The 23,520-nt window shown below is 48.0% G+C and carries 28 protein-coding genes; 25 read left to right on the plus strand and 3 right to left on the minus strand.

Going from position 1 to position 23,520, the window contains the following annotated elements:
* Positions 1-78 precede the first annotated feature (78 nt).
* The 11 genes from B5F29_RS12675 (at position 79) to B5F29_RS12725 (ending at position 8,845) form a co-directional block, all read left to right on the plus strand.
* Positions 79-1,938, plus strand: coding sequence for a TIGR03960 family B12-binding radical SAM protein (locus B5F29_RS12675; RefSeq protein WP_087154987.1), 1,860 nt, complete (start codon positions 79-81; stop codon positions 1,936-1,938).
* On the plus strand, positions 1,928-2,638 hold the full coding sequence (locus tag B5F29_RS12680) for a TIGR03936 family radical SAM-associated protein (RefSeq protein WP_087154988.1): 711 nt from the start codon (positions 1,928-1,930) through the stop codon (positions 2,636-2,638). The genes B5F29_RS12675 and B5F29_RS12680 overlap by 11 nt, the downstream gene beginning before the upstream one ends.
* Positions 2,625-3,821: a ribonuclease E/G gene (locus B5F29_RS12685; RefSeq protein WP_242955662.1), complete on the plus strand. Its 1,197-nt coding sequence runs from the start codon at positions 2,625-2,627 to the stop codon at positions 3,819-3,821. The genes B5F29_RS12680 and B5F29_RS12685 overlap by 14 nt, the downstream gene beginning before the upstream one ends.
* Positions 3,818-4,141: a ribosomal-processing cysteine protease Prp gene (locus B5F29_RS12690; RefSeq protein ID WP_087154989.1), complete on the plus strand. Its 324-nt coding sequence runs from the start codon at positions 3,818-3,820 to the stop codon at positions 4,139-4,141. The genes B5F29_RS12685 and B5F29_RS12690 overlap by 4 nt, the downstream gene beginning before the upstream one ends.
* Before the next feature lie 126 nt (positions 4,142-4,267).
* Complete coding sequence (rplU, locus tag B5F29_RS12695) at positions 4,268-4,576, plus strand: 50S ribosomal protein L21 (RefSeq protein WP_087154990.1); 309 nt, start codon at positions 4,268-4,270, stop codon at positions 4,574-4,576.
* A 44-nt stretch (positions 4,577-4,620) separates the two neighbouring features.
* Positions 4,621-4,914 carry a 50S ribosomal protein L27 gene (gene rpmA, locus B5F29_RS12700; RefSeq protein ID WP_087154991.1) on the plus strand — a complete coding sequence of 98 codons (294 nt, stop codon included), beginning with the start codon at positions 4,621-4,623 and terminating at the stop codon, positions 4,912-4,914.
* Positions 4,915-5,022: 108 nt separating this feature from the next.
* Entirely contained in the window at positions 5,023-6,312 is a 1,290-nt protein-coding gene (gene obgE, locus B5F29_RS12705; protein ID WP_087154992.1) for a GTPase ObgE, read from the plus strand.
* An 18-nt stretch (positions 6,313-6,330) separates the two neighbouring features.
* Entirely contained in the window at positions 6,331-6,627 is a 297-nt protein-coding gene (gene yhbY, locus B5F29_RS12710) for a ribosome assembly RNA-binding protein YhbY (protein WP_087154993.1), read from the plus strand.
* An 8-nt stretch (positions 6,628-6,635) separates the two neighbouring features.
* Positions 6,636-7,847: a nicotinate-nucleotide adenylyltransferase gene (nadD, locus tag B5F29_RS17090; protein WP_162608431.1), complete on the plus strand. Its 1,212-nt coding sequence runs from the start codon at positions 6,636-6,638 to the stop codon at positions 7,845-7,847.
* Positions 7,848-7,867: 20 nt separating this feature from the next.
* Complete coding sequence (gene rsfS / locus B5F29_RS12720) at positions 7,868-8,230, plus strand: ribosome silencing factor (RefSeq protein ID WP_087154995.1); 363 nt, start codon at positions 7,868-7,870, stop codon at positions 8,228-8,230.
* 6 nt (positions 8,231-8,236) lie between these two features.
* On the plus strand, positions 8,237-8,845 hold the full coding sequence (locus B5F29_RS12725) for an NUDIX hydrolase (protein ID WP_087154996.1): 609 nt from the start codon (positions 8,237-8,239) through the stop codon (positions 8,843-8,845).
* A gap of 20 nt (positions 8,846-8,865) precedes the next feature.
* Here the strand turns inward: B5F29_RS12725 and B5F29_RS12730 are convergent, their stop codons facing one another.
* Positions 8,866-9,144, minus strand: coding sequence for a type II toxin-antitoxin system HicB family antitoxin (locus tag B5F29_RS12730; protein WP_087154997.1), 279 nt, complete (start codon positions 9,142-9,144; stop codon positions 8,866-8,868).
* A 192-nt stretch (positions 9,145-9,336) separates the two neighbouring features.
* Between B5F29_RS12730 and B5F29_RS12735 the strand changes: the two genes are divergently transcribed.
* The 8 genes from B5F29_RS12735 (at position 9,337) to B5F29_RS12770 (ending at position 15,340) form a co-directional block, all read left to right on the plus strand.
* Positions 9,337-9,846, plus strand: a complete 510-nt coding sequence (locus tag B5F29_RS12735; protein ID WP_087154998.1) for an RNA polymerase sigma factor — start codon at positions 9,337-9,339, stop codon at positions 9,844-9,846.
* Positions 9,843-10,328 carry a hypothetical protein gene (locus B5F29_RS12740; RefSeq protein WP_087154999.1) on the plus strand — a complete coding sequence of 162 codons (486 nt, stop codon included), beginning with the start codon at positions 9,843-9,845 and terminating at the stop codon, positions 10,326-10,328. The genes B5F29_RS12735 and B5F29_RS12740 overlap by 4 nt, the downstream gene beginning before the upstream one ends.
* Positions 10,309-10,854, plus strand: coding sequence for a hypothetical protein (locus B5F29_RS12745; RefSeq protein ID WP_087155000.1), 546 nt, complete (start codon positions 10,309-10,311; stop codon positions 10,852-10,854). The genes B5F29_RS12740 and B5F29_RS12745 overlap by 20 nt, the downstream gene beginning before the upstream one ends.
* Positions 10,855-10,926: 72 nt before the next feature.
* Positions 10,927-11,316: a hypothetical protein gene (locus B5F29_RS12750; protein ID WP_087155001.1), complete on the plus strand. Its 390-nt coding sequence runs from the start codon at positions 10,927-10,929 to the stop codon at positions 11,314-11,316.
* A 232-nt stretch (positions 11,317-11,548) separates the two neighbouring features.
* Entirely contained in the window at positions 11,549-12,202 is a 654-nt protein-coding gene (locus tag B5F29_RS12755; RefSeq protein WP_087155002.1) for a response regulator transcription factor, read from the plus strand.
* A gap of 2 nt (positions 12,203-12,204) precedes the next feature.
* Positions 12,205-13,602: a sensor histidine kinase gene (locus B5F29_RS12760; protein WP_087155003.1), complete on the plus strand. Its 1,398-nt coding sequence runs from the start codon at positions 12,205-12,207 to the stop codon at positions 13,600-13,602.
* The gene (locus B5F29_RS12765) at positions 13,599-14,516 is read left to right on the plus strand and encodes a hypothetical protein (protein ID WP_087155004.1); all 918 of its coding nucleotides are present in this window, start codon (positions 13,599-13,601) and stop codon (positions 14,514-14,516) included. The genes B5F29_RS12760 and B5F29_RS12765 overlap by 4 nt, the downstream gene beginning before the upstream one ends.
* Positions 14,517-14,548: 32 nt before the next feature.
* A complete protein-coding gene (locus B5F29_RS12770; RefSeq protein WP_162608432.1) occupies positions 14,549-15,340 on the plus strand; it encodes a M15 family metallopeptidase in 792 nt (263 codons plus the stop codon).
* 640 nt (positions 15,341-15,980) lie between these two features.
* On the opposite strand, the gene lexA is transcribed toward B5F29_RS12770, so the two are convergent.
* Positions 15,981-16,595, minus strand: a complete 615-nt coding sequence (gene lexA / locus B5F29_RS12780) for a transcriptional repressor LexA (protein WP_087155007.1) — start codon at positions 16,593-16,595, stop codon at positions 15,981-15,983.
* A 71-nt stretch (positions 16,596-16,666) separates the two neighbouring features.
* Positions 16,667-17,623 carry a LysR family transcriptional regulator gene (locus B5F29_RS12785; RefSeq protein ID WP_162608433.1) on the minus strand — a complete coding sequence of 319 codons (957 nt, stop codon included), beginning with the start codon at positions 17,621-17,623 and terminating at the stop codon, positions 16,667-16,669.
* Between the two features lie 147 nt (positions 17,624-17,770).
* Between B5F29_RS12785 and B5F29_RS12790 the strand changes: the two genes are divergently transcribed.
* Genes B5F29_RS12790 through atpD form a run of 6 tightly spaced genes read left to right on the plus strand, consistent with a single transcriptional unit; the run spans position 17,771 to position 23,508 of the window.
* Positions 17,771-18,448, plus strand: a complete 678-nt coding sequence (locus B5F29_RS12790; protein WP_087155009.1) for a F0F1 ATP synthase subunit A — start codon at positions 17,771-17,773, stop codon at positions 18,446-18,448.
* A 25-nt stretch (positions 18,449-18,473) separates the two neighbouring features.
* Positions 18,474-18,698: an ATP synthase F0 subunit C gene (gene atpE / locus B5F29_RS12795; protein ID WP_087155010.1), complete on the plus strand. Its 225-nt coding sequence runs from the start codon at positions 18,474-18,476 to the stop codon at positions 18,696-18,698.
* A gap of 18 nt (positions 18,699-18,716) precedes the next feature.
* Entirely contained in the window at positions 18,717-19,208 is a 492-nt protein-coding gene (locus tag B5F29_RS12800) for an ATP synthase F0 subunit B (protein WP_087155011.1), read from the plus strand.
* Positions 19,192-21,207, plus strand: a complete 2,016-nt coding sequence (gene atpA / locus B5F29_RS12805) for a F0F1 ATP synthase subunit alpha (RefSeq protein WP_087155012.1) — start codon at positions 19,192-19,194, stop codon at positions 21,205-21,207. The genes B5F29_RS12800 and atpA overlap by 17 nt, the downstream gene beginning before the upstream one ends.
* A gap of 1 nt (position 21,208) precedes the next feature.
* Entirely contained in the window at positions 21,209-22,111 is a 903-nt protein-coding gene (gene atpG, locus B5F29_RS12810) for an ATP synthase F1 subunit gamma (RefSeq protein WP_087155013.1), read from the plus strand.
* Positions 22,111-23,508: a F0F1 ATP synthase subunit beta gene (gene atpD / locus B5F29_RS12815; RefSeq protein ID WP_087155014.1), complete on the plus strand. Its 1,398-nt coding sequence runs from the start codon at positions 22,111-22,113 to the stop codon at positions 23,506-23,508. Before atpG ends, atpD begins: the two co-directional genes overlap by 1 nt.
* Positions 23,509-23,520 lie beyond the last annotated feature (12 nt).

Below are 23,520 nucleotides of genomic sequence, written 5' to 3' on the forward strand. Positions count from 1 at the left end.
GGAATAATACTTTGACATATCATTATCCATATAGTACAATTTATGCAAATTGTCAAGTACTTGAAAAGGTGTTATATCATGAGAAATCTGGCTTTAAGCGATGAAATTTTATTAACGGTAGACAAACCTGCCCGCTATATCGGCGGCGAAGTAAATGCGGTCATGAAAGACCCGAAAACGGTCGATGTACGCTTCGCGATGTGCTTCCCCGATGTTTATGAGATCGGCATGTCCCATCTGGGAATTCAGATTTTATACGATATGTTCAACCGCCGGGACGATATCTGGTGTGAACGCGTTTATTCCCCCTGGGTAGACCTGGACAAGATCATGCGGGAGCGGAAGATCCCTCTGTTCGCCCTGGAATCCCAGGATCCGGTGAAGGATTTTGATTTCCTGGGCATCACGATCCAGTACGAGATGTGCTATACCAACATTCTTCAGATCCTGGATCTGGCGCAGATCCCGCTGATGGCGTCGGAACGTACCAAAGAACATCCGTTTGTGATCGGCGGCGGTCCCTGTACCTACAATCCGGAACCGCTGGCGGACTTCTTCGATCTGTTCTATATCGGAGAAGGAGAGACCCACTATTTTGAACTGATGGATCTGTATAAGAGATGGAAGGCCTCCGGAGCGCCCCGGGAAGATTTCCTGAAGATGGCGGCGTCCGTTCCCGGAATCTATGTGCCTTCTCTGTATACGGTTTCTTACCATGAAGACGGAACTGTCGAAGCGATGATGCCGGTCTGTCCGGAAGCGCCGGCAAAGGTGCAGAAACAGGTCGTCACAGATGTGACCAATACGTATTATCCGGAGAAACCGGTGGTTCCGTTTATCAAGGCCACTCAGGACCGGGTGGTTCTGGAGATCCAGCGGGGATGTATCCGCGGATGCCGGTTCTGCCAGGCGGGCATGGTATACCGGCCTACCAGAGAACGGGATTTGGATATGCTGAAAAAGTCGGCGTACGCCATGCTGAAAAATACCGGACATGAGGAGATCTCTCTCAGTTCTCTCAGCTCCAGCGACTATTCCAGGCTGGGAGAACTGGTGAATTTTCTGATCGATGAATTCGGCTCCAAGGGCATCAATATCTCCCTGCCGTCCCTCAGGATTGACGCCTTCTCCCTGGATGTGATGAGCAAAGTACAGGATGTGCGCAAAAGCAGCCTGACTTTCGCTCCGGAAGCCGGTACCCAGAGGCTGCGCGACGTGATCAATAAGGGCCTGACAGAAGAGATGATCCTCACTGGCGCGGGACAGGCCTTTGAAGGCGGATGGAACCGTGTGAAGCTTTACTTTATGTTGGGGCTTCCCACAGAGACAGAAGAAGATATGAAAGGGATCGCTCATCTGGCGGAGAAGATCGCAGAGCGATATTATGAGATTCCAAAAGATCAGAGAAACGGCAAATGTCAGATCGTTGTCAGCACCTCTTTCTTTGTGCCAAAGCCGTTCACACCGTTCCAGTGGGCGCAGATGTGCACCAAAGAAGAATTTCTGCACCGTGCCTATGTGGTCAATCATGAGATTAAAGATCAGCTGAACCGCAAAAGCATCAAATATAACTGGCATGAGGCGGATGTTACAGTACTGGAGGGTATCCTCGCCAGAGGAGACCGGAAAGTGGCCAGCGTTATTCTGCGCGCCTATGAGAAAGGCTGCCTGTTTGATTCCTGGAGCGAATATTTCCATAATGATCTCTGGCTGCAGGCGTTCGAGGAATGCGGCGTGGACATGGATTTTTATACCGTACGTCCCCGCGCCATGGAGGAAGTATTCCCCTGGGACTTCATCGATATCGGCGTCAGCCGCCGGTTCCTGGAAAGAGAGTGGAAGCGGGCTCAGAAAGGAACGGTGACGGAAAACTGCCGTCAGTCCTGTTCCGGCTGCGGCGCCGCTGTCTACGGAGGAGGTGTCTGCTTTGAACGTTAGAGTGAAATTTCGAAAATACGGGAATCTTAAATTTATCGGACATCTGGATGTCATGCGTTACTTTCAGAAGGCCATGCGCCGGGCAGAGATTCCTGTCTGTTATTCCGAAGGGTTCAGTCCCCATATGATCATGTCCTTCGCGTCTCCTCTGGGCGTAGGACTTACCAGCAACGGCGAATATATGGACGTACGTGTGGAAGAATCTCCTTCCTCCGCAGAGGCTGTATCCCGTCTGAACGCGGTGATGGTCGAGGGAATCGAGGTGCTGAGCTGGCGCGCGCTTCCGGACAAGGCAGGAAATGCCATGGCCAGTGTGGCCGCCGCAGACTACGATGTGCGTTTTCGGGAAGGATACGCTCCGGAAGACGGATGGCAGGAACGCTTCCGGATATTTATGGGACGTTCGTCCGTCACTGTGATAAAAGAGGGGAAAAAAGGTTCCAGAGAACTGGATATCCGTCCATGGATCTATGACTGGAATATCTGCGGCGATGTTATTTTTCTTCAGGTGTCCGCGGGAAGCGCAAGCAATCTGAAACCGGAACTTCTGATGAAAGCATTCTCTGAAAGCGAAGGGATGGAGCTGTCTCCATTTTCACTGATGATCCACCGCAGAGAACTCTATGCCGATCAGGGAACGGAAGAGAAGCGGCGCCTGATCCCGCTGGAAATGTTGGGAGAAGAGATTGGAAGGGCGTAGGATACTCACCTTCCTTCGTCCGGATGTGCTGGCAGACGCGTATTATGAAGACAATACGCTGACGGAACTGTCTTTGATTCCCCGCGGAAAGGAATCCCTGCTCGGCAATATCTACGTGGGAAGAGTGAAGAATATAGCAAAAAATATACGCGCTGCTTTTGTAGAGGTAGAAGGGGGCATGATCTGCTATCTTCCTCTGGAGGATGTGCAGGAACCGGTCTGGGCATGCATGAAAAAGGGAGAGCAGCTGGCCGAGGGGGATCTTCTTCTGGTACAGGTTTCCAGAGAAGCTGTCAAGAGCAAGGCTCCTTCTGTCACGACGAATCTGAATCTGTCAGGAAAATATCTGGTGTTGACTGCCGGAAACCGCAGGATGGGGTATTCTTCCAGATTCAGCGCAGAGGAAAAAGAGCGGCTGAAGGCTCTGACCGGACAATGGGCAGAGGATGACGCGGGATGGATCGTCCGCACCAATGCGGCAAAAGCATGCTCAGAGGAACTGGAGATGGAGCACCGTCGGCTTTTATCACAGTATGAGTACCTGCGTACCCGGGCAGTTCACCGTCTGGCATGCTCCTGTGTATGGAAAAGCCGCCCGCCCTATCTGGATACGATTCTCGGAAGCAGGGAAAATATCCTGCAGGAAATACTCACGGATGACACAGATCTCTATGCGCAGATCCGGCAGTTTATGGAAGAGGAAATGCCGGAAGATCTGGAAAAGCTCCGGCTGTACGAAGACCGGATGCTTCCTCTGAAAGCCATGTATCGTCTGGAAAAAGGTCTGGAGGAAGCATTGAAGGAAAAAGTCTGGCTGAAATCCGGGGCCTATCTGGTTATCGAGCCCACAGAAGCGCTCACCGTGATCGACGTAAATACGGGGAAGTTCACCGGGGGTAAACAAAAAGAAGATACGATCCGGAAGATTAACCGGGAAGCGGCTCTGGAAATCGCCAGGCAGTTGCGCCTCCGGAATCTGTCCGGCATCATCCTGGTGGATTTTATCGATATGGCCCTGCCGGAAGACAGGCAGGAATTGCTGGAAGAGATGCGGCGTCTGCTGCGCAGGGATCCTCAGAAAGCTGCCGCCGTGGACCTGACTGCATTAGGCCTTATGGAACTGACCCGTAAAAAGAAGAGAAAAACACTGAAAGAACAGGCAAAGGAGTGCGGAATCCTATGATACAGGTAAACGTGGAAAAGAAGCAGGGAAATTATCGGAAATTCAGCATTGACGGTCATGCGGAATATGCGGAGGCAGGACAGGATATTGTCTGCGCGGCAGTATCCGCTCTGGTGATCAATACGATCAACTCCATTGAGGAATTTACAGAGGATGCTTTTACCTGCGACTGCAAAGACGGTATGATCCAGAACTGGGAATTCACATCCGGCGTGTCGGACAAGGCGGCTCTTTTGATGGACGCGCTGGTGCTGGGACTTGAAAATATTGAAAAGTCTTACGGGACAGAATATCTGACGGTGGAAGTGAATGAGGAGTAAAAATGGAAAAATCCGCTTGACAGCCTGCCTATATCCTGTTAATATATAACAGATGCCGCATGGCGGGGCTGAAAGTCTGCGTTTTTGCAGCGCCAAAGCCAGCGAGTAAATTACAGGAGGTGCCATATGTACGCGATTATTGCAACAGGTGGTAAACAGTATAAAGTATCTGAGGGCGATGTGGTCCGCGTTGAGAAACTGGGCGCAGAAGCTGGTTCCAGCTATGTGTTTGATCAGGTTCTGGCGGTTTGCGACGACACCCTGACCGTAGGTACTCCGGTAGTAGAAGGCGCTACCGTAGAAGCATCTGTAATCGGCGACGGAAAAGCAAAAAAAGTCGTTGTTTACAAGTACAAGAGAAAAACTGGATATCATAAGAAAAACGGTCACAGACAGCAGTACACCGCTGTTAAGATTGAAAAAATCAACAAATAACTTATTGATATTTCCATATTGTGATCACAGGGAGGTGTAGACCTATGTTTAATATGAACCTTCAGATGTTCGCACACAAGAAAGGAGTCGGTTCTACCAAGAACGGCAGAGATTCCGAGTCCAAGAGACTGGGTGCGAAAAGAGCTGACGGACAGTTTGTGAAAGCCGGCAATATCCTTTACAGACAGCGCGGAACCAAGATTCATCCGGGCGTGAATGTGGGACGCGGCGGAGACGACACACTGTTTGCGATGGTTGACGGAGTAGTTCGTTTCGAGAGAAAGGGCAGAGACAAAAAACGGGTTTCTGTTGTTCCGGTTGCAGCTGCAGCAGAATAATCCGCAATGGCAAAGGCTTCAAATCGAAGGATTTGAAGCCTTTTTTATCATATTGCTTGCGCGGCCGGGAAACACCCGATATAATAAACAGGAGACAGGAGGCAAAATATGTTTGCAGACAGAGCGAAGATCATCATTCGTTCAGGAAAAGGCGGCGATGGCCACGTAAGCTTCCGCAGAGAGCTGTTTGTCCCGGACGGCGGTCCGGACGGAGGCGACGGCGGAAGAGGCGGCGACGTCATCTTTGAAGTGGACGAAGGTTTGAATACACTGACAGATTACCGCCACCGGCGCAAATACAAAGCGCAGGACGGTGAAGAGGGCGGCAAGAGGAACTGCCATGGAAAGAGCGGGCAGGACATTGTCCTGAAAGTGCCGGAAGGCACGGTCATCAAGGACGCGGCCAGCGGCAAGGTGATCGCCGATATGTCCGGGGAGAACCGCCGTCAGGTAGTGCTGAAAGGCGGGAAAGGCGGCATCGGCAACCAGCATTTCGCCACGGCGACCATGCAGGTGCCCAAGTATGCCAAGCCGGGACAGCCTGCCCAGGAACTGGAAGTTCTGTTGGAACTGAAAGTGATCGCGGATGTTGGGCTGGTGGGATTTCCCAACGTAGGAAAATCCACTCTGCTTTCCAGAGTTACGAACGCGCAGCCCAAGATCGCCAACTATCATTTCACGACGCTGAGTCCCAACCTTGGCGTGGTGGATCTGGACGGCGACGGTTTCGTCATCGCCGATATCCCGGGCCTGATCGAAGGCGCTTCGGAAGGCGTAGGGCTGGGGCTGGATTTTCTCCGTCATATTGAGCGGACAAAGGTCATCATCCATATGGTGGATGCCGCTTCCGTGGAAGGAAGAGATCCGATTGCCGATATTTATGCGATCAACAAAGAGCTGGAAGCCTACAATCCGGAGATTGCGGCCAGACCTCAGGTGATCGCGGCCAACAAGATCGACGCCATCTGGGATATCGAAAACGATCCGATAGAACGGATCCGCCTGGAATTTGAACCCAAAGGGATCCGCGTATTTCCGATCTCAGCGGTCAGCGGCCAGGGTCTGAAAGAACTTTTATACCATGTAAAAGGACTGCTCGATACCATGGATGACAAAACTGTCGTCTTTGAACAGGAATTTTTCCCGGAGGATATGCTGATACGGGAGAATCTTCCTTATACAGTGGAGAAATCCACAGAAGAAGAGAACACTTATATTGTGGAAGGCCCCCGCATAGAGAAAATGCTGGGCTACACGAACCTGGATTCAGAGAAAGGCTTCGCTTTCTTCCAGAAATTCCTGAAAGATACAGGCATACTGGATGATTTGGAGAAAGCAGGGATCCAGGAAGGAGATACTGTCCGCATGTACGGACTCAGTTTCGAATATTTCCGCTAGAGATATCAGGAGGACAGGATGACAAGCAAACAGAGAGCATATCTAAAAGGATTGGCGATGACCATGGATCCGATTTTTCAGATCGGGAAGAACAGCCTGACGCCGGAATTTACGAAGGCAGTGCAGGAGGCCTTGGAAGCGAGGGAACTGATCAAGATCAGCGTGCTGCAGAACTGCCTGGATGATCCAAAAGAGCTGGCAGGCATGATTGCGGAGCGTACGCGCGCTCAGGTCGTGCAGGTGATCGGTAAAAAGATCGTTTTGTATAAAGAAGGAAAAGATGACAAGAAGAAAATAATTCTGCCGAAAGCATGAATCATTGTATGGATAATAAAAGAAAAAGGATCGGCATCATGGGAGGAACCTTTGACCCGATCCACAATGCCCATTTAAGTCTTGCCGAACAGGCGTACCGGCAGTTTTCTCTAGATGCGGTCTGGATGCTTCCCAATGGAAATCCACCGCATAAAAGCGAGATCCGTCAGGAAGATGTTCGTCATCGGATTCGGATGATTCAGCTGGCGATCGAAGATACGCCGTATCTGAAATTTTGTAATCTGGAAACGTCCAGAAAAGAATACCACTATACTTTTGAAACGCTTCAGCATTTAAAAAGCGCTTATCCCAATATGCTGTTTTATTTTATCATGGGCGCGGATTCTCTGTTTGAATTCGATGCGTGGAGGGAACCGGAGCTGATCAGCCGGGACTGCGTGATCCTGGCCGCCGTAAGGGACCATCGGCACCGGGCGCAGATGAAAGAAAAGGTGGAGGAATTAGAGAACCGTTATGGCGCGGATATCAGGCTCCTGGATACTCCGAATATGGATATCGCGTCCAGTGAGATTCGAAGAAGGATTGCCTGCGGAGAAGACATCTCCGGTATGGTCCCGCTGAAAGTGGCGGATTATATTAAAAAAAATGGTTTGTATACAGGAGGAAGAGGGAGGATGCGCAGATCGGATGCACTTAGTATCAGAGACCTGAAAAAGGAACTGGAAAAAGAGATGGATGAAAGCCGCTTCGAGCACACTACCGGGGTAATGTATATGTGCGCCGCGCTGGCCATGCGGTATGGCTGTGATTTGGAAAAAGCCATGCTGGCCGGCCTTATGCATGACTGTGCAAAATGCATGCCTAATGCAAAAAAACTGAAGACGGCAGAAAAAAATCATCTGGAAATCACTGATCTGGAACGCAGAAACCCTTTTATGCTTCATGCAAAGCTGGGCGCTTTCCTGGCACGTAAAAAATATGACATCGAAGATCAAGAAGTATTGGACGCCATCCGCTGGCATACGACAGGAAGACCTGGGATGACGCTTCTGGAAAAGATCGTTTATATTGCGGATTATATTGAGCCGAAACGGGATAAGGCGCCGAATCTGCCGCAGATCCGCCAGCTGGCTTTCGAAGATCTGAATATGGCTCTGCTCCGTATTCTGGAAGATACAGTAGAGTATCTGGATCAGGGGGATGACGAAACCGACGATATTACAAGACAAACCTACGAATATTATAAAAATCATATATAATCAAATCAGGAGGGAACTATATGGTACCGAAGCATTCAAAAGAAACAGCAAAACTGGCTGTCCATGCACTGGAGGAGAAAAAAGCAAAGGATATCAGGATCATCGATATTTCGGATGTGACGGTCCTGGCTGACTACTTTATTATCGCGTCCGGAAACAACCGGAACCAGGTACAGGCAATGGCGGATGAAGTGGAAGAAGCTCTGTACAAAGCCGGCATGGAACCCAAACAGGTAGAAGGATACCAGACTGCAAACTGGATTCTTCTGGATTATCAGGATATTATTATTCATATTTTTGATGAAGAGAACCGTTTGTTTTACGATCTGGAGCGTATCTGGAGAGACGGTCATGAGACCACGAAAGAAGAACTGGAGGCATAAAAAGCCATGAAAATACTGTCTGTAAAAAAGACGACAGATAATCGTTTTCTGAATATGTACGATGTGGAATTTGAAGATCGGACAGGAAACCGCAGAATGTATTATCTGGCGTCCAGAGCGCCGGAGATCAAGGATCTGAAGATGAAGACTCACCAGAATCATCCCGATGGCGTTATCATTTACTGCGTCTACGGGAAAGCAAAAGACCGTCTGGTTCTGGTCCGCCAATACCGGGTTTCTATAGATGACTATATTTACGAGTTTCCGGCCGGACTGGTGGATGAAGGAGAGACTTATGCCCAGGCGGGAGCGCGGGAGCTGAAAGAGGAGACCGGACTTGATTTTCAGCCGCTCCAGGTGGAGGAAATGTATCACAAGCCATTCTACACCACCATCGGCATGACGGACGAATCCTGCGTCACAGTTTACGGATATGCTGACGGAGAGGTCAGCCGGGCCGGACTGGAGGATAGTGAAGATCTGGATATAGTTCTGGCCGACCGTACAGAGGTAGCACGCATTCTTCGGGAAGAACGGGTGTCCATGAACTGCGGATACCTGATGATGCATTTTCTTCATCATACCGATGAGGATCCTTTCTATTTTCTAAAATAACATCCGGAAAAGGGCCGGGATTATTCATCCCAGCCCTCATAAAACCGGATCGTGACCGCAATATTCCGCACCACATCTCCTTCGTTTAACTCCAGATCTTTCAGATCGCTCACAGGAGGAAGCATCCATTCTTCCTCTTCTAATTCGCTGGTCAGCCAGCAGCGCGCCGCCTCATTAGCATCGTCTACAGCCTCTTCCAACGTATCCCCTTTTGCGTAGCAACATTCCAGGTCAGGGAAAAAGCCCTGGTAGCTTCCTTCATCCGTTTTGCGGAATATAGCAGGATAGATAAATTTCATCGCATGTTCCTCCTCCCGGCGGTGTCCGCCAAAAGCAGTATACAATATTTTTTTCAAAAGTTGAAGACTTTTTCCGTCTGCCGTCGTTATAATAAATGTAATAGTTCAGGACGGCGGGAAAATGGGAGAAAATGTGCCGCCCAGAACTGTTACATATGAACGACGAAAATATTCAGGAGGGAGGCGGACGATATCCATACGGAAGAACCTTATTCCAGGTTTCTTGAGACTTATGAGAAACTGGTATATACCATATGTCTGCGGATGTCGGGGAATCCGTTCGATGCACAGGATCTAACCCAGGAAACCTTCCTGTCAGCTTGGAAAAGATGGGAGGAGTTCGACGGGACGCATGAAAAAGCATGGATCTGCCGTATCGCCACCAATAAATGTCTGGATTTTCTAAAGAGCAGAGAACGGAAACCGGAAAAGCTCGAGGAAGAAACCTTGATGGGAATTCCTGATCACAGAAGCGGGCCGGAAGGTCAGTACCTGATGAATGAGTCCAGGGAGATGGTGAGAGCGCTCTGCCGACAGCTTTCTCCTCCTTACGATGAGATCGCGGAAGCACATTTCTATGAAGAGAAAAGTGTGCGGGAGATCGCGGAGGAGAAAGGCCGCAATATAAAAAGCGTCCAGACACAGGTTTACCGTGCCAAAGCCCAGCTGAAAAAACTGATGAAGGGAGGGATCTCCAAATGAGTGAATTTCATGGACATCTGACCGAAGAACAACTGCATATACTCAGGACTGCGGATCTGGCAGCCCCGGAGTGCCGCGGCATGATGGAGCATATCGCATCCTGCAGTTTTTGTGCCGGACGGTTTGCCGGCATATTGGAAGAAGATCCGGCGGCGCCGCCTGCTTATCTGAAAGACGAGATCCTGGATAAAACCGGTTCTCTGGAAATGCAGACGGAAAAAACTGTATATCAGCTGTCAAAAAAAACCCGTTTGCTTTTGTATAGTCTGAAAGTGGGATTCGCGCTGACAGCGTCTCTGTGTCTTTTGTTTTTCCAGATTCATATTGATCTGACTGCCTCGGAACTTGTACGGAAGCCGGTGTCTCTGACCGAAACCATGAAAGAAAAAGGATCTCAGGCAGGCGATTTTCTGAAGGACCTGGGGATCCGGCTGTTGAATATTGAAGATCAGGAGGTAAACAATGAGAAGACGAAAAAGTAGATTTTGGACCTTTATCTGTTCTCTGATACCGGGAGCAGGAGAGATGTATCTGGGATTTCTGAGGGAAGGAGTCAGCATCATGACGCTGTGCGCTGTGCTGCTGGCCTGCGACAGTTGGATAGGGCTGTATCCGGCAGCTTACGGGCTTCCGATTCTGTGGTTTTACAGTTTTTTTGATACTCATAACAAAGCAGGGCTTCCCGACGAAGAGTTTTACGCGCTGGAAGACGGATATCTGTTCCATCTGGATCAGATATTTACTTCCAAATGGCTGGAAGGACGCAGACGGGACATTGCTGCATGGGCCATGATCCTTCTGGGCCTGTCTATTTTCTGGGGACCGGCTGTGAGATGGCTGGTGTCCATGGTTGACGCCTGGATGTCTCCCGGATTTGCTGCGGCATTCGCCGGATTTTTATATCAGATCCCCAGATTTATCGTGGCCGGTGTCCTGATCGTAGGCGGTATCCTGCTGATCCAGGGGAAGAAAAAAGAACTTGAAAAAGAAGAAGATGAAAATTCTTAATTTTTATGAAACTTTTTTGATACAAACTGCTTCTAATATTTAAGAGAAATCAAAATGAGGAGTGATCAGTGAATGTACGCTTTATTAGACGCCCTTCACAGACAGCAGCTGGAGCAGTACGAAGAACAGGAAATCTATGAGCTGGATTATCACAATCCCGTAGTCAGAGACTCGGAAGTTCTTCTGATCAACCTTGGCGCAGAATATCTTGGCCTTAACCGCACCGTTGATCTGGCGCTGGCGTGCCATGCCCGTATTGTCTCTCTGGTGCTCTGGGATCCTGAAAATGCAGTTTCTATTCCCTGCGGCGGTCACTGGCCGAGACCATACCGCGTCATATCTCTGGAGCAGGCTGTCATGGAGTTTCAGGCAAGAAATATGGATCTTTTTTATATGAGAATTACGCAGGATGAAAACGGCAACCGTCTGATCCGACTGGATTTTCGATATCAGGCCGCGTGATTCTGGGAAATTTTACGGAAGTTTTACAATATTTTACACAAATTTGGTAGAGCTATATGTCAGGATATCGTATAGTAAAGATGTCCAAAATCCCTTATCAAATGCAGGAGAACCGGCCGGAACATGAAAAAGAGCCGGTTCTTCTGCATTTCTTTTTTTCTTTCCCATAAGATGCAAATATGATACAATCCTGTAGGACAATAGGGGTATCAACAAGAGAGAGAAAAAGGATATGATAAAAATACTGATTGCAGAGGATGAAGAGCCGATCGCAAATCTGATCCGGGTAAATCTGAAAAAGGCAGGCTATCACTGCCAGTGTGCATATGATGGAGAAGAAGCATCCAACCGTCTGGAAAATGAAAGATACGATTTACTGCTCCTGGATATTATGCTTCCCAAAATCAATGGATATGAAGTGATGGAATACGCAAAGAGCCTGGATGTGCCAGTGATCTTTATCACTGCCATGAGTTCCACCAGACAAAAAGTAACAGGACTTAAGATGGGGGCAGAAGATTATATTACCAAGCCGTTTGAGATCGTAGAACTTTTAGCCAGAGTGGAAGCGGTTCTCCGGCGCTGCCAGAAAATCGGGAGACGGATCCATGTCCTGGATGTGGAGATCGATCTTTCATCCCGGATTGTCTTCCAGAACGGAAAGCAGGTTCTGCTGACACCAAAAGAATATGAACTGCTGCTCTTTTTTGCAAGAAACCCCAATATTGCCTTGTACCGGGAAACTTTATACGAACAGGTATGGGAACGTGAATACACCGGGGACAGCCGCACGGTAGATCTGCATGTGCAGAGGCTGAAGAAAAAACTGGGGTGGGAAGACCATATCAGTGCTGTTTATAGAGTCGGTTATCGTCTGGAGACCTGATTATGAAATTTTTCTGGAAAATCTATTTTTCATTTACCACTTTGTTTTTAGTCTCCTTCGGATTGTTTGGTATCTGGATGATACAGATAAATTTTGAGAAATCTTATCAGAAAGCTTTGGAAGAAGGAGAACAGGACAACCGGATGTTTCAGATGGCATTTGAAATGTCCTATCAAAACGACGGCATCATTTCTGTGACTGCCAGTTCTGTAGTGCAGAATCTGGCGGGGACAGGAGACATTTACAGAGTCTACGGAAGCGACGGGCTGATTTATCAGAATCAGGAAACAGGAGCAGAAAGTCCTCTTTGGATCCAGCTGACAGAGGAGAGTCCCAGCGGTTATACTCTAATACGGGAAAATAAAAGAACGTGGCTTGTCTATGCATGCCGTTCCGTGCTCAATAACAATATTTATTATCTGGAAAATATGAAAGATATATCGGATATTTATCTTGACAGAGAATCTTATTATGACTGGTACACTGTCGTAGTCCTGATATTGACGGTAGTTACAGCAGTTTTGGTATATTTGGTGACCCATATCCTGACGCATTCCATTCATGAGCTTTCCAGTACAGCCCGGGACTTTACAGGAGGCGATTACGGTGCGCGTGCCAGGGAGCAGGGCAGTGATGAGATCGCCGGACTGGCCCATGATTTTAATGAGATGGCTGATACTATCTCGGAAAAAATGCAGGAGCTGGAGGAACAGGCGCGCAGGCAGGAGGATTTTACTGCGTCTTTCGCCCATGAATTGAAGACGCCCCTGACTTCCATCATCGGATACGCGGACATGCTCCGGACCGTAGAATGTACAAAAGAAGAAACTTTTGAAGCAGTCAATTATATTTTCCAGCAAGGGAAACGCCTGGAAAGCCTTTCATTTAAATTGCTGGAGCTGATTGTAACCGGAAAACAGGAATATGATTTCCGGCCGCTGGGAGCGGAAGAGTTCATTCAGGATGCCGTACGCCTGACAGAAACAGGAAGGAAAGAAAAGGAGATTTGTCTGACTGCCCATATAGAAAAGGGAACGGTGATCGGGGACCGGGATCTGCTGGTATCCATGCTTACCAACTTTTTAGACAATGCAAGAAAGGCCGTCTCGGAACACGGGCAGATCCGGATCCGGGGCAGGAACCAGGCCGGAGGATATCTGCTTAGTATTTCCGACAACGGATGCGGTATGGAAGAAAAAGAACTGGCCCGTATCACAGAAGCATTTTATATGGTTGATAAATCCCGCGCCCGCAAGGAGGGCGGAGCAGGACTTGGCATGACACTTTGCAGCCGGATACTGGATCTTCACGGTGCCAGATGGAAAATCTCCAGTATACCGGGAAAAGGCACTTCTATTGCCTTATGGTTCCCCGGTAGAAAGGAGGGATCCGGCGAATGAAACGTAGTTTTACTATTTGTCTGACCGGGACTGTTCTTCTGGCGGCAGGGGTCATATTTCTTCCGCGTTATATCAGCCGCAGTCTGGATCTTCGGAATTTGAACCGGATCAGCCTGACAGACCGGGATCAGTTTTCCTATATGGAGCCTAGTTCATATGATTTGCCGGGAAATGACGAGGGATTTCGCAGTCTGATAAATGGGAAGGGTGAACTGACTTTGATCACATCTTTTGACCGGCAGACAACCAGACTAAATGAAGAGATGCTTCAGGAAATCTATGATCAGGTGTTTAATGCCCAGGAATCAGGTATGCTTCCGAATCTGACCGGCATCACGGACAGGTATGCGGCTATGGGGCAGGAATCTTCAATAAACGAAGCTTTTGTTTACGGGGAAGATTATGAGAGCACTCTGGACTGGCTGTATCACGCAGAATCAGCCGAGTATTATTCTCTGGTCTATACATCCGGCGAAAATTCTCATGTGAAAAATATGCTGAATTTTTGGCTTGTTCATTACACAGACATGTTGTACCAGGACTATTACTTTCTTGTGAACGAAGACAATTATAAAATCTACTACGCCTGGATATATAATCCATACACAGATTATCTCTGTTCAATTCTGGATCAGGTTTCGGCAGCATTCGATCAGGACGCAGAGAGGATCCTTCTGGATAATATGTATATGGCTGCGGATGGGTGTACTTATTATTATGAGGCTGATTTTTGTGAAATAGTTTCCTGGGCAGATGCATATGCACAGAAGTATCCGGTAACTATGCATCTGGCATTCGGAGAAAAAGAAGTCACTATGGAACAACGGCCGCTCACTGCAGGCCGCCGGGGGTACCGGGGGATAGGCATCGGACTGCAAAGCATTGGAGACACGTTTTCAGTTCCGGAAAATTAATATTAAAACTTATGATAAGGGGATTATCAGTTATGAACAGATCAAGAGAAAAACGGAAAAGAAGGATCAGAAGGATGCGTTTCCGCCGGACAATGACGGTAATTGTCGGAGTCATTTTTCTTGTATTCGGATGGAGGACTGTCACTCTGGCACTCCATTCTCTGCAGAATCATCCGGACAACATATCTTCCCGGCAGGAAGAAAGATTTGCAGATGTGATTCCTGCTTATTCTACCCAGAAGGAAAACGATATTTCAGACACAACAGAAGAAATTATACTGGTAAATAAGGATCATCCTCTGGAAGAAACCTATCAGCCTGATCTGGTCAAATTAAGGGATTATGGGGTAGAAGTGGATCGGGAGATCTATGACAGCCTCCTCAGCATGCTGCAGGACGGTGAAAAAGAAGGATTGGAATTCTGGGTCGCTTCCGGCTACCGAAGCATGGAGCGCCAGCGCGAACTGCTGGATGAAGATATCGAGGCTCTGATGAAAAAGGGAAGTTCACCGTCAGAAGCCTACGAGGAAGTGGTGCAGGAAACCATGCCTGTAGGATGCAGCGAACACGCCACCGGGCTGGCCGTAGATATTGTGGCGAAAGATTATCAGATCCTGGATGAAAAGCAGGCGCGCACAGAAGAGATTCAGTGGCTGCAGGATCACTGCAGCCGGTACGGCTTTATCCTGCGCTACCCGGAAGACAAAGAGGATATCACAAAAGTGTCCTATGAGTCCTGGCATTTCCGGTACGTAGGAGTGACGGCGGCAAAAGAGATCATGGAAAAAGGGATCACGCTGGAAGAATATCTTGATGGTAAATAAGGTGAAAAGATGGAAAAAATGAAAAATATTTCGGGATACCTGTTGTTTTTCCTGCTTATTCTATTGCCTCTGGGAACGATCCTCTGCTCCTGCCTGGGATATATTTTTAAACTCGGGAGCTGTTTGGTATTTGCCGTAATAACGGCTTTGCTGGCAATCACTGCGGCTGTTACTGCGGATGCAGGCAAAGTATCTTCCGTGCTCTTTGCTCTGGCAGCGCCATTATCTCTGGTTAATGCTGTGTTTTGTATTTTTGAATGCAGCAGGAGCAGCAGAATATGGATTATACTGTGCATGCTCATCTGTATTGTATGTTGTTGTATTTTAACTGTAAAATACGGGAAACCGCTGGCTTTGAAAATCATTACTCTGATATTATCTGCTTTTCATAATATTGCCGGTCGGTTTTACCGGATTTGTAATGCTATTGTTCGGAAACATAGGAGAAACTACCGTCATCCGGTCTATTGTATCTCCCGGCGGGACATATTATGCCGAAATAATTGACGATGACCAGGGTGCGCTGGGCGGAAATACTCTTGTCGATGTGAACTGTCTGGTTATTGATTCTGTTGAATATTCCGTAGAATGAAATATCGGCGGCGCATAAAACGCGCCGCCGTTGACGTTCACCTTATTATTAAAATATCCGAAGCACTCCAAAAACTTTTCCAAGAATCGTCACTTCATCCACGATGATCGGACTCATGGAATCGTTTTCCGGCTGCAGGCGGTAATGTCCGTCTTCTTTATAAAAGGTCTTGACTGTGGCAGAATCATCGATCAGTGCCACAACCATATCTCCATTATTGGCAGTGTTCTGCTGCTGCACGAGAATCTGGTCACCGTTGAAGATACCCGCGTTTACCATACTGTCGCCTTTTACCTTCAACATGAAGCATTCGCTGTTCGGCATGTATTCTGCAGGAACAGGAAAATAGTTTTCAATATTTTCCTGAGCCAGGATAGGCTGTCCGGCCGCCACGGTACCGATCAGAGGTACATTGACCACTTCCCGGCGGGTAAGCTGAAAAGTATCGTCTATAATCTCAATGGCACGCGGCTTGGTCGGATCCCTGCGTATGTATCCGTTTTTTTCCAGAGTCTCCAGATGGGAGTGAACCGAAGAAGTCGATTTCAGATGGACTGCTTCACAGATATCCCTCACAGCAGGGGGATAACCTTTATGTAAAATTTCCGATTTGATAAAATCGAGAATTTCCTGCTGCTTCGGCGTGATTTTTCCATATCCCATAAAAGATCCTCCTGTGAATCGAACATTCGTTTTTACCAGTATAGCACAAATGTTCGGGAAAAGCAAACGGATTAAAACGCGATTCCTGTATCCGTGGAAAACTGCGCCAGCGTATCCTCATCTGCTTTCTTCAGCATATGCAGGAGCGCTTTCGTAGCAGAAGGAAGTTCTTTTTTTGGATTATACACAATGCAGATGTGCCGTTTTGGAATCTGAAAATCCAGAGAAAGCTGAATCAGCCCGCAGTTCAGTAAAAAGGAACGCGCGAACTTATACGGGGTAAAGCCTATTCCCAGATTATGCAGGACAGTAGGCGGGATCAGATCATTGGAATTTACTTCTATGTTGGGATGTAATTCCAGCCCCTGGCTCTGAAAAATTCCGTCCCAGAACTTTCTGGACGTAGTTCCATTTTCCATGCAGACAAGGGGATACTGCAGCAGGTCTTTCAGCGTAAGCGTCTGATCCTGAAGATTTGTAAAATGGCTGCCGGCAATTACAATATCCTGAAAATCAGCCACCTGCGTGACCATCATCCCTTTCGGCACATCCAGAGGAGTAGTCAGAAGGGCAAAATCCAACCCTCCTGGCATCAGAGAGGTAACTGGAAACGGAGATGAAAAAGTATGAATCCGGATATTTACATTCGGATAACGATGCTGGAACTGTTCCAGATAAGGAAGCAGAAAATACCGCATAGTCAGTTCGCTGGCGCCGATATCAATTTTGCCGCTTTGTCCGTCTACATATTCCTGCAGCATATTTCTGGCGAGTTCCATCTGCTGGCACGCGCGGCTGACCTGACGAAAGAGCAGCTGCCCTTCCGGAGTCAGGGTAACGCCTTTCTGAGAACGGTAAAACAGCTGACATTCCAGATCATGCTCCAGGTTCTGAATACATTTGCTGATCGTAGGCTGGGTCAGGCAGAGATGCTGTGCTGCCAGAGTGATATTTTTCCTTTTAGCCACTTCATAAAATATTTTATAATAATCGTAACTGATGTCTATTTTATTATCTGTCTTATTCAAAGAACCATTCCTTTTTTCTATGGATATACGCAAAAAAAATGATTATACATTTCTTTTTTTCGTATTATAATAGAGTTCGGGATTTCAGGCAAGTATAATTTATAGATTGCATGAAGTACAGAATTTTGAGAGAAAGGAAGTGCAGTTATGGGCAATTTGGGAGAAAAGCTGATAGAAGAACTGCAGTGTGAGACAGTATTCTCCATTGGCGGCATAGGCATATCGGAATCTGTCGTAGTCACATGGATTATCATGGCCGTTATTCTGATCGTCTGTCTGCTGCTGACCCGGAATCTGAAGGTAGAGAATCCCGGTCGGGGACAGCTGCTCCTGGAATTTGCAGTAAGCTGGGTCCAGAATCTGTGCGGCGGTTTCATCGGGGAAGAGGGAAAAAGGTATACGCCTTATCTTGCTTCAGTCCTGATCTATCTTGGAATTGCCAATCTGATCGGTATTCTGGGATTTAAACCTCCCACAAAAGATCTGAATGTGACAGCAGCTCTGGCTATTATGAGTATTGTTCTCATTCAGTATGCAGGTATCCGTAAAAAGGGCGCAAAAGGCTGGCTTAAGAGCTTCGCGGAACCGGTGGCCATCGTGGCTCCCATTAATATTCTTGAGCTGATAATCAAACCCTTGTCTTTGTGTATGCGTCTATTTGGAAATGTGCTGGGTGCATTTGTCATTATGAAATTGATTGAAAGCGTTCTGCCGGTATTTCTTCCGGTGGTATTCAGCGCATACTTTGACCTGTTTGACGGTCTGATTCAGGCATATGTTTTTGTGTTTCTGACCGGATTATTTATCAAAGAAGCTATTGAGTAAAAAAGTGTAAAAGGAGAAAAGAGTTATGAGTACATTAATTGCGATTGGCGCGGCGATCGCCGTTCTGACTGGTATTGGCGCAGGAGTAGGTATTGGTATTGCAACTTCCAAAGCGGCAGAAGCTGTAGCGAGACAGCCGGAGGCTGACGGAAAGATTACGAAAATCCTTCTTCTGGGAGCGGCGCTGGCCGAGGCAACCGCTATTTATGGTTTCGTTATCGCCCTGTTGATTATTATCCTCTTAGGTTAAAGAAAGGCGGATGTTTGCATGTTAAGACTTGATATAAATCTGGTCTTTACCATCATCAATCTGCTGATCTGGTATGCGATTATCCGGATATTTCTTTTTAAGAGGATCAACCGTGTCATCGATCAGAGAGAGCAGGCTATACAGTCCCGTTATGCGGACGCGCAGAGACTCCAGGATGAAGCTGCCGCCGAAAAGGATAAGTATGCAGCATCTCAGGCGCAGATTGAGGCGGAAAAGACCAAAGTGATGAACCAGGCACAGGAAGATGCCAGAACGGAATATAACCATATTCTGCAAGAAGCCAATAAAAAGGCTGAACAGATTGTGGAAAATTCCAAAAAAGAGGCTGTTCTGGAGAAAGACAAGATTGTTTCCAAGGCAGAACAGGAGATTCGTTCTCTGATCCTGAATACTGCCGTTAAATCGATGCAGTCCTCCGGAAATGACAGCTCTCTTTATGACGAATTTTTGACTAAAACAGGTGAGGCGGGTCATGGAGAAAATGAATAATTATTTGGAACAGCTGGCGGAAGCCCGCATCCAGCCTGATGTATTGCAGCATGCGCTGGATATCCTGCAGGCAGTTCCCCAGATACAGGATGAACTGGAGAATCCTACCGTCCCCCATGAAAAAAAGGAGGACATTATCCGGAAAATCTTTCCGGAAAAAGTCCGGAATTTTATACTGGAACTGGCAGATGACAGTTGTCTGGGATCTCTGGATTCTATCCTGAAATCATATATGGAAAAGCCGGAAGAAGAGAGAACTCCGCTGGAATGTGTCCTGGAATATGTGACTGCTCCCAGTGACTCTCAGCTGGACGGTATCCGCAAATTTCTCAAACAAAAATATCCTGGAAGACCGTTGGAGTTCCGGCAAAAGGAGAACCAGTCGATCGGAAGCGGGTTTATTCTCCGCGCAGGCAACCAGGAATATGACTGGAGTACGAAGGGAAGAGAGCGTCTCCTGGAGAAAGAGCTGGCTTCTATGCGTTTGGCAGAGGGAGATTTGCTGGCCCAGAAAGGAATTATCAGCATCCTGAAGGGAAGCCTGGACGGGGTGGACATTGAAAGCCAGGAAATCGGTGTAGTCAGCAGAGTCGGCGACGGTATCGCTTATATTGACGGTGTGGACCATGCCATGTATGGAGAAGTCCTCGTTTTTGACGGAGGATTAAAAGGTATGGTACAGGACATCCGTGCCCACGAGGTAGGATGTATTCTGTTTGGAAAAGATACCGGTATTGAAGAAGGAACAAAAGTTGCCCGTACCGGGCGGATGGCCGGCATTCCTGTGGGTGACGCGTTCATCGGACGTGTTGTAAATGCACTGGGAGCTCCCATAGACGGGAAAGGAGAGATCGAGGCATCGGATTACCGTCCTGTTGAATATAAGGCCCCCGGAATTGTAGACCGTAAATCTGTGGATACTCCTCTGGAAACCGGTATTTTGTCTATCGATTCTATGTTCCCTATCGGACGGGGACAGCGCGAACTGATCATTGGTGACCGGCAGACCGGAAAGACATCCATTGCAACCGACGCTATTCTGAACCAGAAAGGGAAAAATGTAATCTGCATCTATGTGGCAATCGGACAGAAAGCATCTACCGTGGCAAAGCTAGTACGTACTTTTGAGCAATATGGAGCCATGGATTATACGATCGTTCTTTCTTCCACCGCGAGCGAACCGGCTCCGCTGCAGTATATCGCACCTTATTCAGGAACTGCCCTGGCGGAATATTTTATGTACCGCGGACAGGATGTTCTGATTGTATACGATGATCTTTCAAAGCATGCAGTGGCATATCGTTCTCTGTCTCTGCTGCTGGAGCGTTCACCGGGACGTGAAGCTTATCCTGGAGACGTGTTCTATCTTCATTCCCGTCTGTTGGAGCGTTCCAGCCGGCTCAGCGACGAATTGGGAGGCGGATCTATTACAGCGCTTCCTATTATTGAGACTCAGGACGGCGATGTATCCGCTTACATTCCGACCAATGTGATCTCTATTACAGATGGCCAGATCTTCCTGGAAAGCGATCTCTTCTTCGCAGGCATGCGGCCGGCGGTCAATGTGGGCCTGTCAGTATCCCGCGTGGGCGGAGCTGCGCAGACGAAAGCCATGAAAAAAGCAGCCGGGAGCGTGCGTATTGATCTGGCTCAGTACCGGGAAATGGAAGTTTTTACTCAGTTCAGTTCGGATTTGGATGCCGTCACTCAGGAACAGCTTCAGTACGGAAAAGGCTTGATGGAGCTTCTGAAACAGCCGCTGTGTCAGCCGCTGTCTCTGCATGAACAGGTTATTACGCTTTGCGCGGCTACCCATAAGCAGATGATTGATGTACCTGTCAAGGATATCAAATCCTTCCAGAGAGATCTCCTGGACTGGATCGACCAGAAACATCCGGAGATCAGCAGTGAGATTGAGCAGATGCATACGCTGAGCGACAGTCTTACCGATAAAATTATCGATGCGGTCAAGGAATATAAGAGTCAGGTGGTGAAGTAGAATGGCGGGCCTGAGAGAGATTCAGAGCAGGATAAAAAGCATCCAGGATACCAGGAAGATTACCAACGCCATGTACATGATTTCTTCCACCAAGATGAGAAAAGCCCGGGAAGCGCTTGCGGCGACAGAACCGTATTTCTATACGCTTCAGTCTGCCATAGCGAGGGTTATGCGGCACGTACCGGAACTGGAAAGTCGTTTTTTTGAGAAAGAAGGGGAACTTCGTTCCCGTATCGGAGTTCTGGTAATTGCCGGAGACAAAGGTCTGGCAGGATCCTATAACCACAATGTGCTGAAAATTGCACAGCAGTTTCTTGATGATACTGACAAAGAAGTAGAACTTTTTGTAGTAGGTGAATTAGGGCGGCAGTATTTCAGCGGAAAGGGAATTCATATCGAAGAAAACTTCCTCTACACCGCTCAGCATCCTACGTTCAGTCGTGCGCGCTGGATCAGAGAAACGCTTCTTGAAAAATATTTAAGCGGCGAGATTCAGGAAATCCATGTAATCTATACACGCATGGAAAACAGTCTTTTAAGCAAGACGGAGGATTCTATGCTTCTTCCGCTTCGCAAGTCTTCTCCGATACAGGTGCCGGCAAATGTTTATCAGGAAGATTTTTTACTGCAGCCGTCCCCGGAAGAAGCGATCGACCGGATCGTTCTTAGTTATATAACCGGTTTTATTTACGGTGCTCTGGTAGAATCTTTCTGCAGCGAGCAGAATGCCCGTATGGTTGCCATGGAAGCCGCGACCAACAATGCGGACGAGCTGCTGCATGATCTGAATATCATGTATAATCGTGCGCGGCAGGCAGCCATCACGCAGGAAATTACAGAGGTCTGCAGCGGCGCCCGTGCGCAAAAGCAAAAAAAGAATCAAGCAAAGGAGATGCAGGTGTGATGGAAAAGGGAAAAATCATACAGATTTCCGGCCCGGTCATCGACGTACTGTTTGAAAAAGGCAATCTCCCCCATATTAAAGACGCGTTGACCGTAGATAATCATGGAAGTCAGTGCGTTATGGAAGTCGCGAAACATCTGGGCGGAAATATGGTGCGCTGCATCATGCTTTCGGCAAGCGAGGGACTTTGCCGGGATATGGAAGTCTCCCAGACCGGAAAGGGAATATCTGTTCCGGTAGGCGAGCAGACACTGGGACGTCTGTTCAATGTGCTGGGACAGCCGGTAGATGGCGGCCGGGAAATTACAGATGCAAAACAATGGTGTATCCATCGAGATCCGCCTTCTTTTGAGAATCAGAGTCCGGTTGTGGAAATACTGGAGACAGGAATCAAGGTCATTGATCTGTTAGCTCCGTATGCCAAGGGAGGAAAGATCGGCCTGTTCGGCGGCGCCGGAGTAGGCAAGACTGTGCTGATCCAGGAGCTGATCCGCAATATTGCCACAGAGCATGGCGGATACTCTATTTTTACCGGAGTCGGAGAACGTTCCAGAGAAGGAAACGATTTGTGGAGCGAGATGAACGAATCGGGTGTACTGGAGAAAACGGCGCTGGTATTCGGCCAGATGAATGAACCGCCCGGAGCACGTATGCGCGTGGCTGAGACCGGACTTACTATGGCAGAATATTTCCGAGATGTAGAACATCAGAATGTGCTTCTTTTTATAGATAATATATTCCGTTTTGTGCAGGCAGGATCCGAAGTGTCCGCGCTGTTGGGGCGTATGCCCTCTGCAGTAGGTTATCAGCCTACTTTGGCTACAGAAATGGGAGAACTTCAGGAGAGGATCACATCCACCAAAAACGGTTCTGTCACATCTGTACAGGCAGTCTATGTGCCGGCGGATGACTTGACCGACCCGGCTCCAGCTACAACATTTGCCCATCTGGATGCCACGACGGTACTTTCCAGAAAGATTGTAGAGCAGGGTATTTATCCGGCGGTAGACCCGCTGGAATCCACTTCCAGAATTCTTGAGGCTGATGTTGTGGGAGAGGAACATTATGAGACCGCCAGAAGAGTTCAGGAAATGCTTCAAAAATATAAAGAACTGCAGGATATTATCGCAATCCTCGGCATGGAAGAACTTTCTGAGGAAGATAAACTTACGGTAAACAGAGCCAGAAAGATTCAGCGTTTCCTGTCTCAGCCTTTCCATGTGGCTGAGAATTTCACCGGCGTTCCCGGAAAATATGTGCCGCTGAAAGATACCATCAAAGGATTCCAGGCCATTATTAACGGCGACATGGACTCTTATCCGGAAGCCGCGTTTTTCAATGTGGGAACGATTGAAGAAGTGGCAGAAAAGGCCAAGAGCATGATGGAGAACGCTTAAGGGAAAGGAGCA

The sequence above is a fragment of the Lachnoclostridium sp. An196 genome (assembly GCF_002160135.1).
Lineage (GTDB): Bacteria > Bacillota > Clostridia > Lachnospirales > Lachnospiraceae > Hominiventricola > Hominiventricola avistercoris.

What these genes read in the sequence shown, in the direction of transcription:
- B5F29_RS12675 (WP_087154987.1), top strand. Translation starts at nt 79, where the DNA reads ATGAGAAATCTGGCTTTAAGCGATGAAATTTTATTAACGGTAGACAAA.
- B5F29_RS12690 (WP_087154989.1), top strand. Translation starts at nt 3,818, where the DNA reads ATGATACAGGTAAACGTGGAAAAGAAGCAGGGAAATTATCGGAAATTC.
- rplU (WP_087154990.1), top strand. Translation starts at nt 4,268, where the DNA reads ATGTACGCGATTATTGCAACAGGTGGTAAACAGTATAAAGTATCTGAG.
- rpmA (WP_087154991.1), top strand. Translation starts at nt 4,621, where the DNA reads ATGTTTAATATGAACCTTCAGATGTTCGCACACAAGAAAGGAGTCGGT.
- obgE (WP_087154992.1), top strand. Translation starts at nt 5,023, where the DNA reads ATGTTTGCAGACAGAGCGAAGATCATCATTCGTTCAGGAAAAGGCGGC.
- yhbY (WP_087154993.1), top strand. Translation starts at nt 6,331, where the DNA reads ATGACAAGCAAACAGAGAGCATATCTAAAAGGATTGGCGATGACCATG.
- nadD (WP_162608431.1), top strand. Translation starts at nt 6,636, where the DNA reads ATGGATAATAAAAGAAAAAGGATCGGCATCATGGGAGGAACCTTTGAC.
- rsfS (WP_087154995.1), top strand. Translation starts at nt 7,868, where the DNA reads ATGGTACCGAAGCATTCAAAAGAAACAGCAAAACTGGCTGTCCATGCA.
- B5F29_RS12725 (WP_087154996.1), top strand. Translation starts at nt 8,237, where the DNA reads ATGAAAATACTGTCTGTAAAAAAGACGACAGATAATCGTTTTCTGAAT.
- B5F29_RS12730 (WP_087154997.1), bottom strand. Translation starts at nt 9,144, where the DNA reads ATGAAATTTATCTATCCTGCTATATTCCGCAAAACGGATGAAGGAAGC.
- B5F29_RS12740 (WP_087154999.1), top strand. Translation starts at nt 9,843, where the DNA reads ATGAGTGAATTTCATGGACATCTGACCGAAGAACAACTGCATATACTC.
- B5F29_RS12745 (WP_087155000.1), top strand. Translation starts at nt 10,309, where the DNA reads ATGAGAAGACGAAAAAGTAGATTTTGGACCTTTATCTGTTCTCTGATA.
- B5F29_RS12750 (WP_087155001.1), top strand. Translation starts at nt 10,927, where the DNA reads ATGTACGCTTTATTAGACGCCCTTCACAGACAGCAGCTGGAGCAGTAC.
- B5F29_RS12755 (WP_087155002.1), top strand. Translation starts at nt 11,549, where the DNA reads ATGATAAAAATACTGATTGCAGAGGATGAAGAGCCGATCGCAAATCTG.
- B5F29_RS12760 (WP_087155003.1), top strand. Translation starts at nt 12,205, where the DNA reads ATGAAATTTTTCTGGAAAATCTATTTTTCATTTACCACTTTGTTTTTA.
- B5F29_RS12765 (WP_087155004.1), top strand. Translation starts at nt 13,599, where the DNA reads ATGAAACGTAGTTTTACTATTTGTCTGACCGGGACTGTTCTTCTGGCG.
- B5F29_RS12770 (WP_162608432.1), top strand. Translation starts at nt 14,549, where the DNA reads ATGAACAGATCAAGAGAAAAACGGAAAAGAAGGATCAGAAGGATGCGT.
- lexA (WP_087155007.1), bottom strand. Translation starts at nt 16,595, where the DNA reads ATGGGATATGGAAAAATCACGCCGAAGCAGCAGGAAATTCTCGATTTT.
- B5F29_RS12790 (WP_087155009.1), top strand. Translation starts at nt 17,771, where the DNA reads ATGGGCAATTTGGGAGAAAAGCTGATAGAAGAACTGCAGTGTGAGACA.
- atpE (WP_087155010.1), top strand. Translation starts at nt 18,474, where the DNA reads ATGAGTACATTAATTGCGATTGGCGCGGCGATCGCCGTTCTGACTGGT.
- B5F29_RS12800 (WP_087155011.1), top strand. Translation starts at nt 18,717, where the DNA reads ATGTTAAGACTTGATATAAATCTGGTCTTTACCATCATCAATCTGCTG.
- atpA (WP_087155012.1), top strand. Translation starts at nt 19,192, where the DNA reads ATGGAGAAAATGAATAATTATTTGGAACAGCTGGCGGAAGCCCGCATC.
- atpG (WP_087155013.1), top strand. Translation starts at nt 21,209, where the DNA reads ATGGCGGGCCTGAGAGAGATTCAGAGCAGGATAAAAAGCATCCAGGAT.
- atpD (WP_087155014.1), top strand. Translation starts at nt 22,111, where the DNA reads ATGGAAAAGGGAAAAATCATACAGATTTCCGGCCCGGTCATCGACGTA.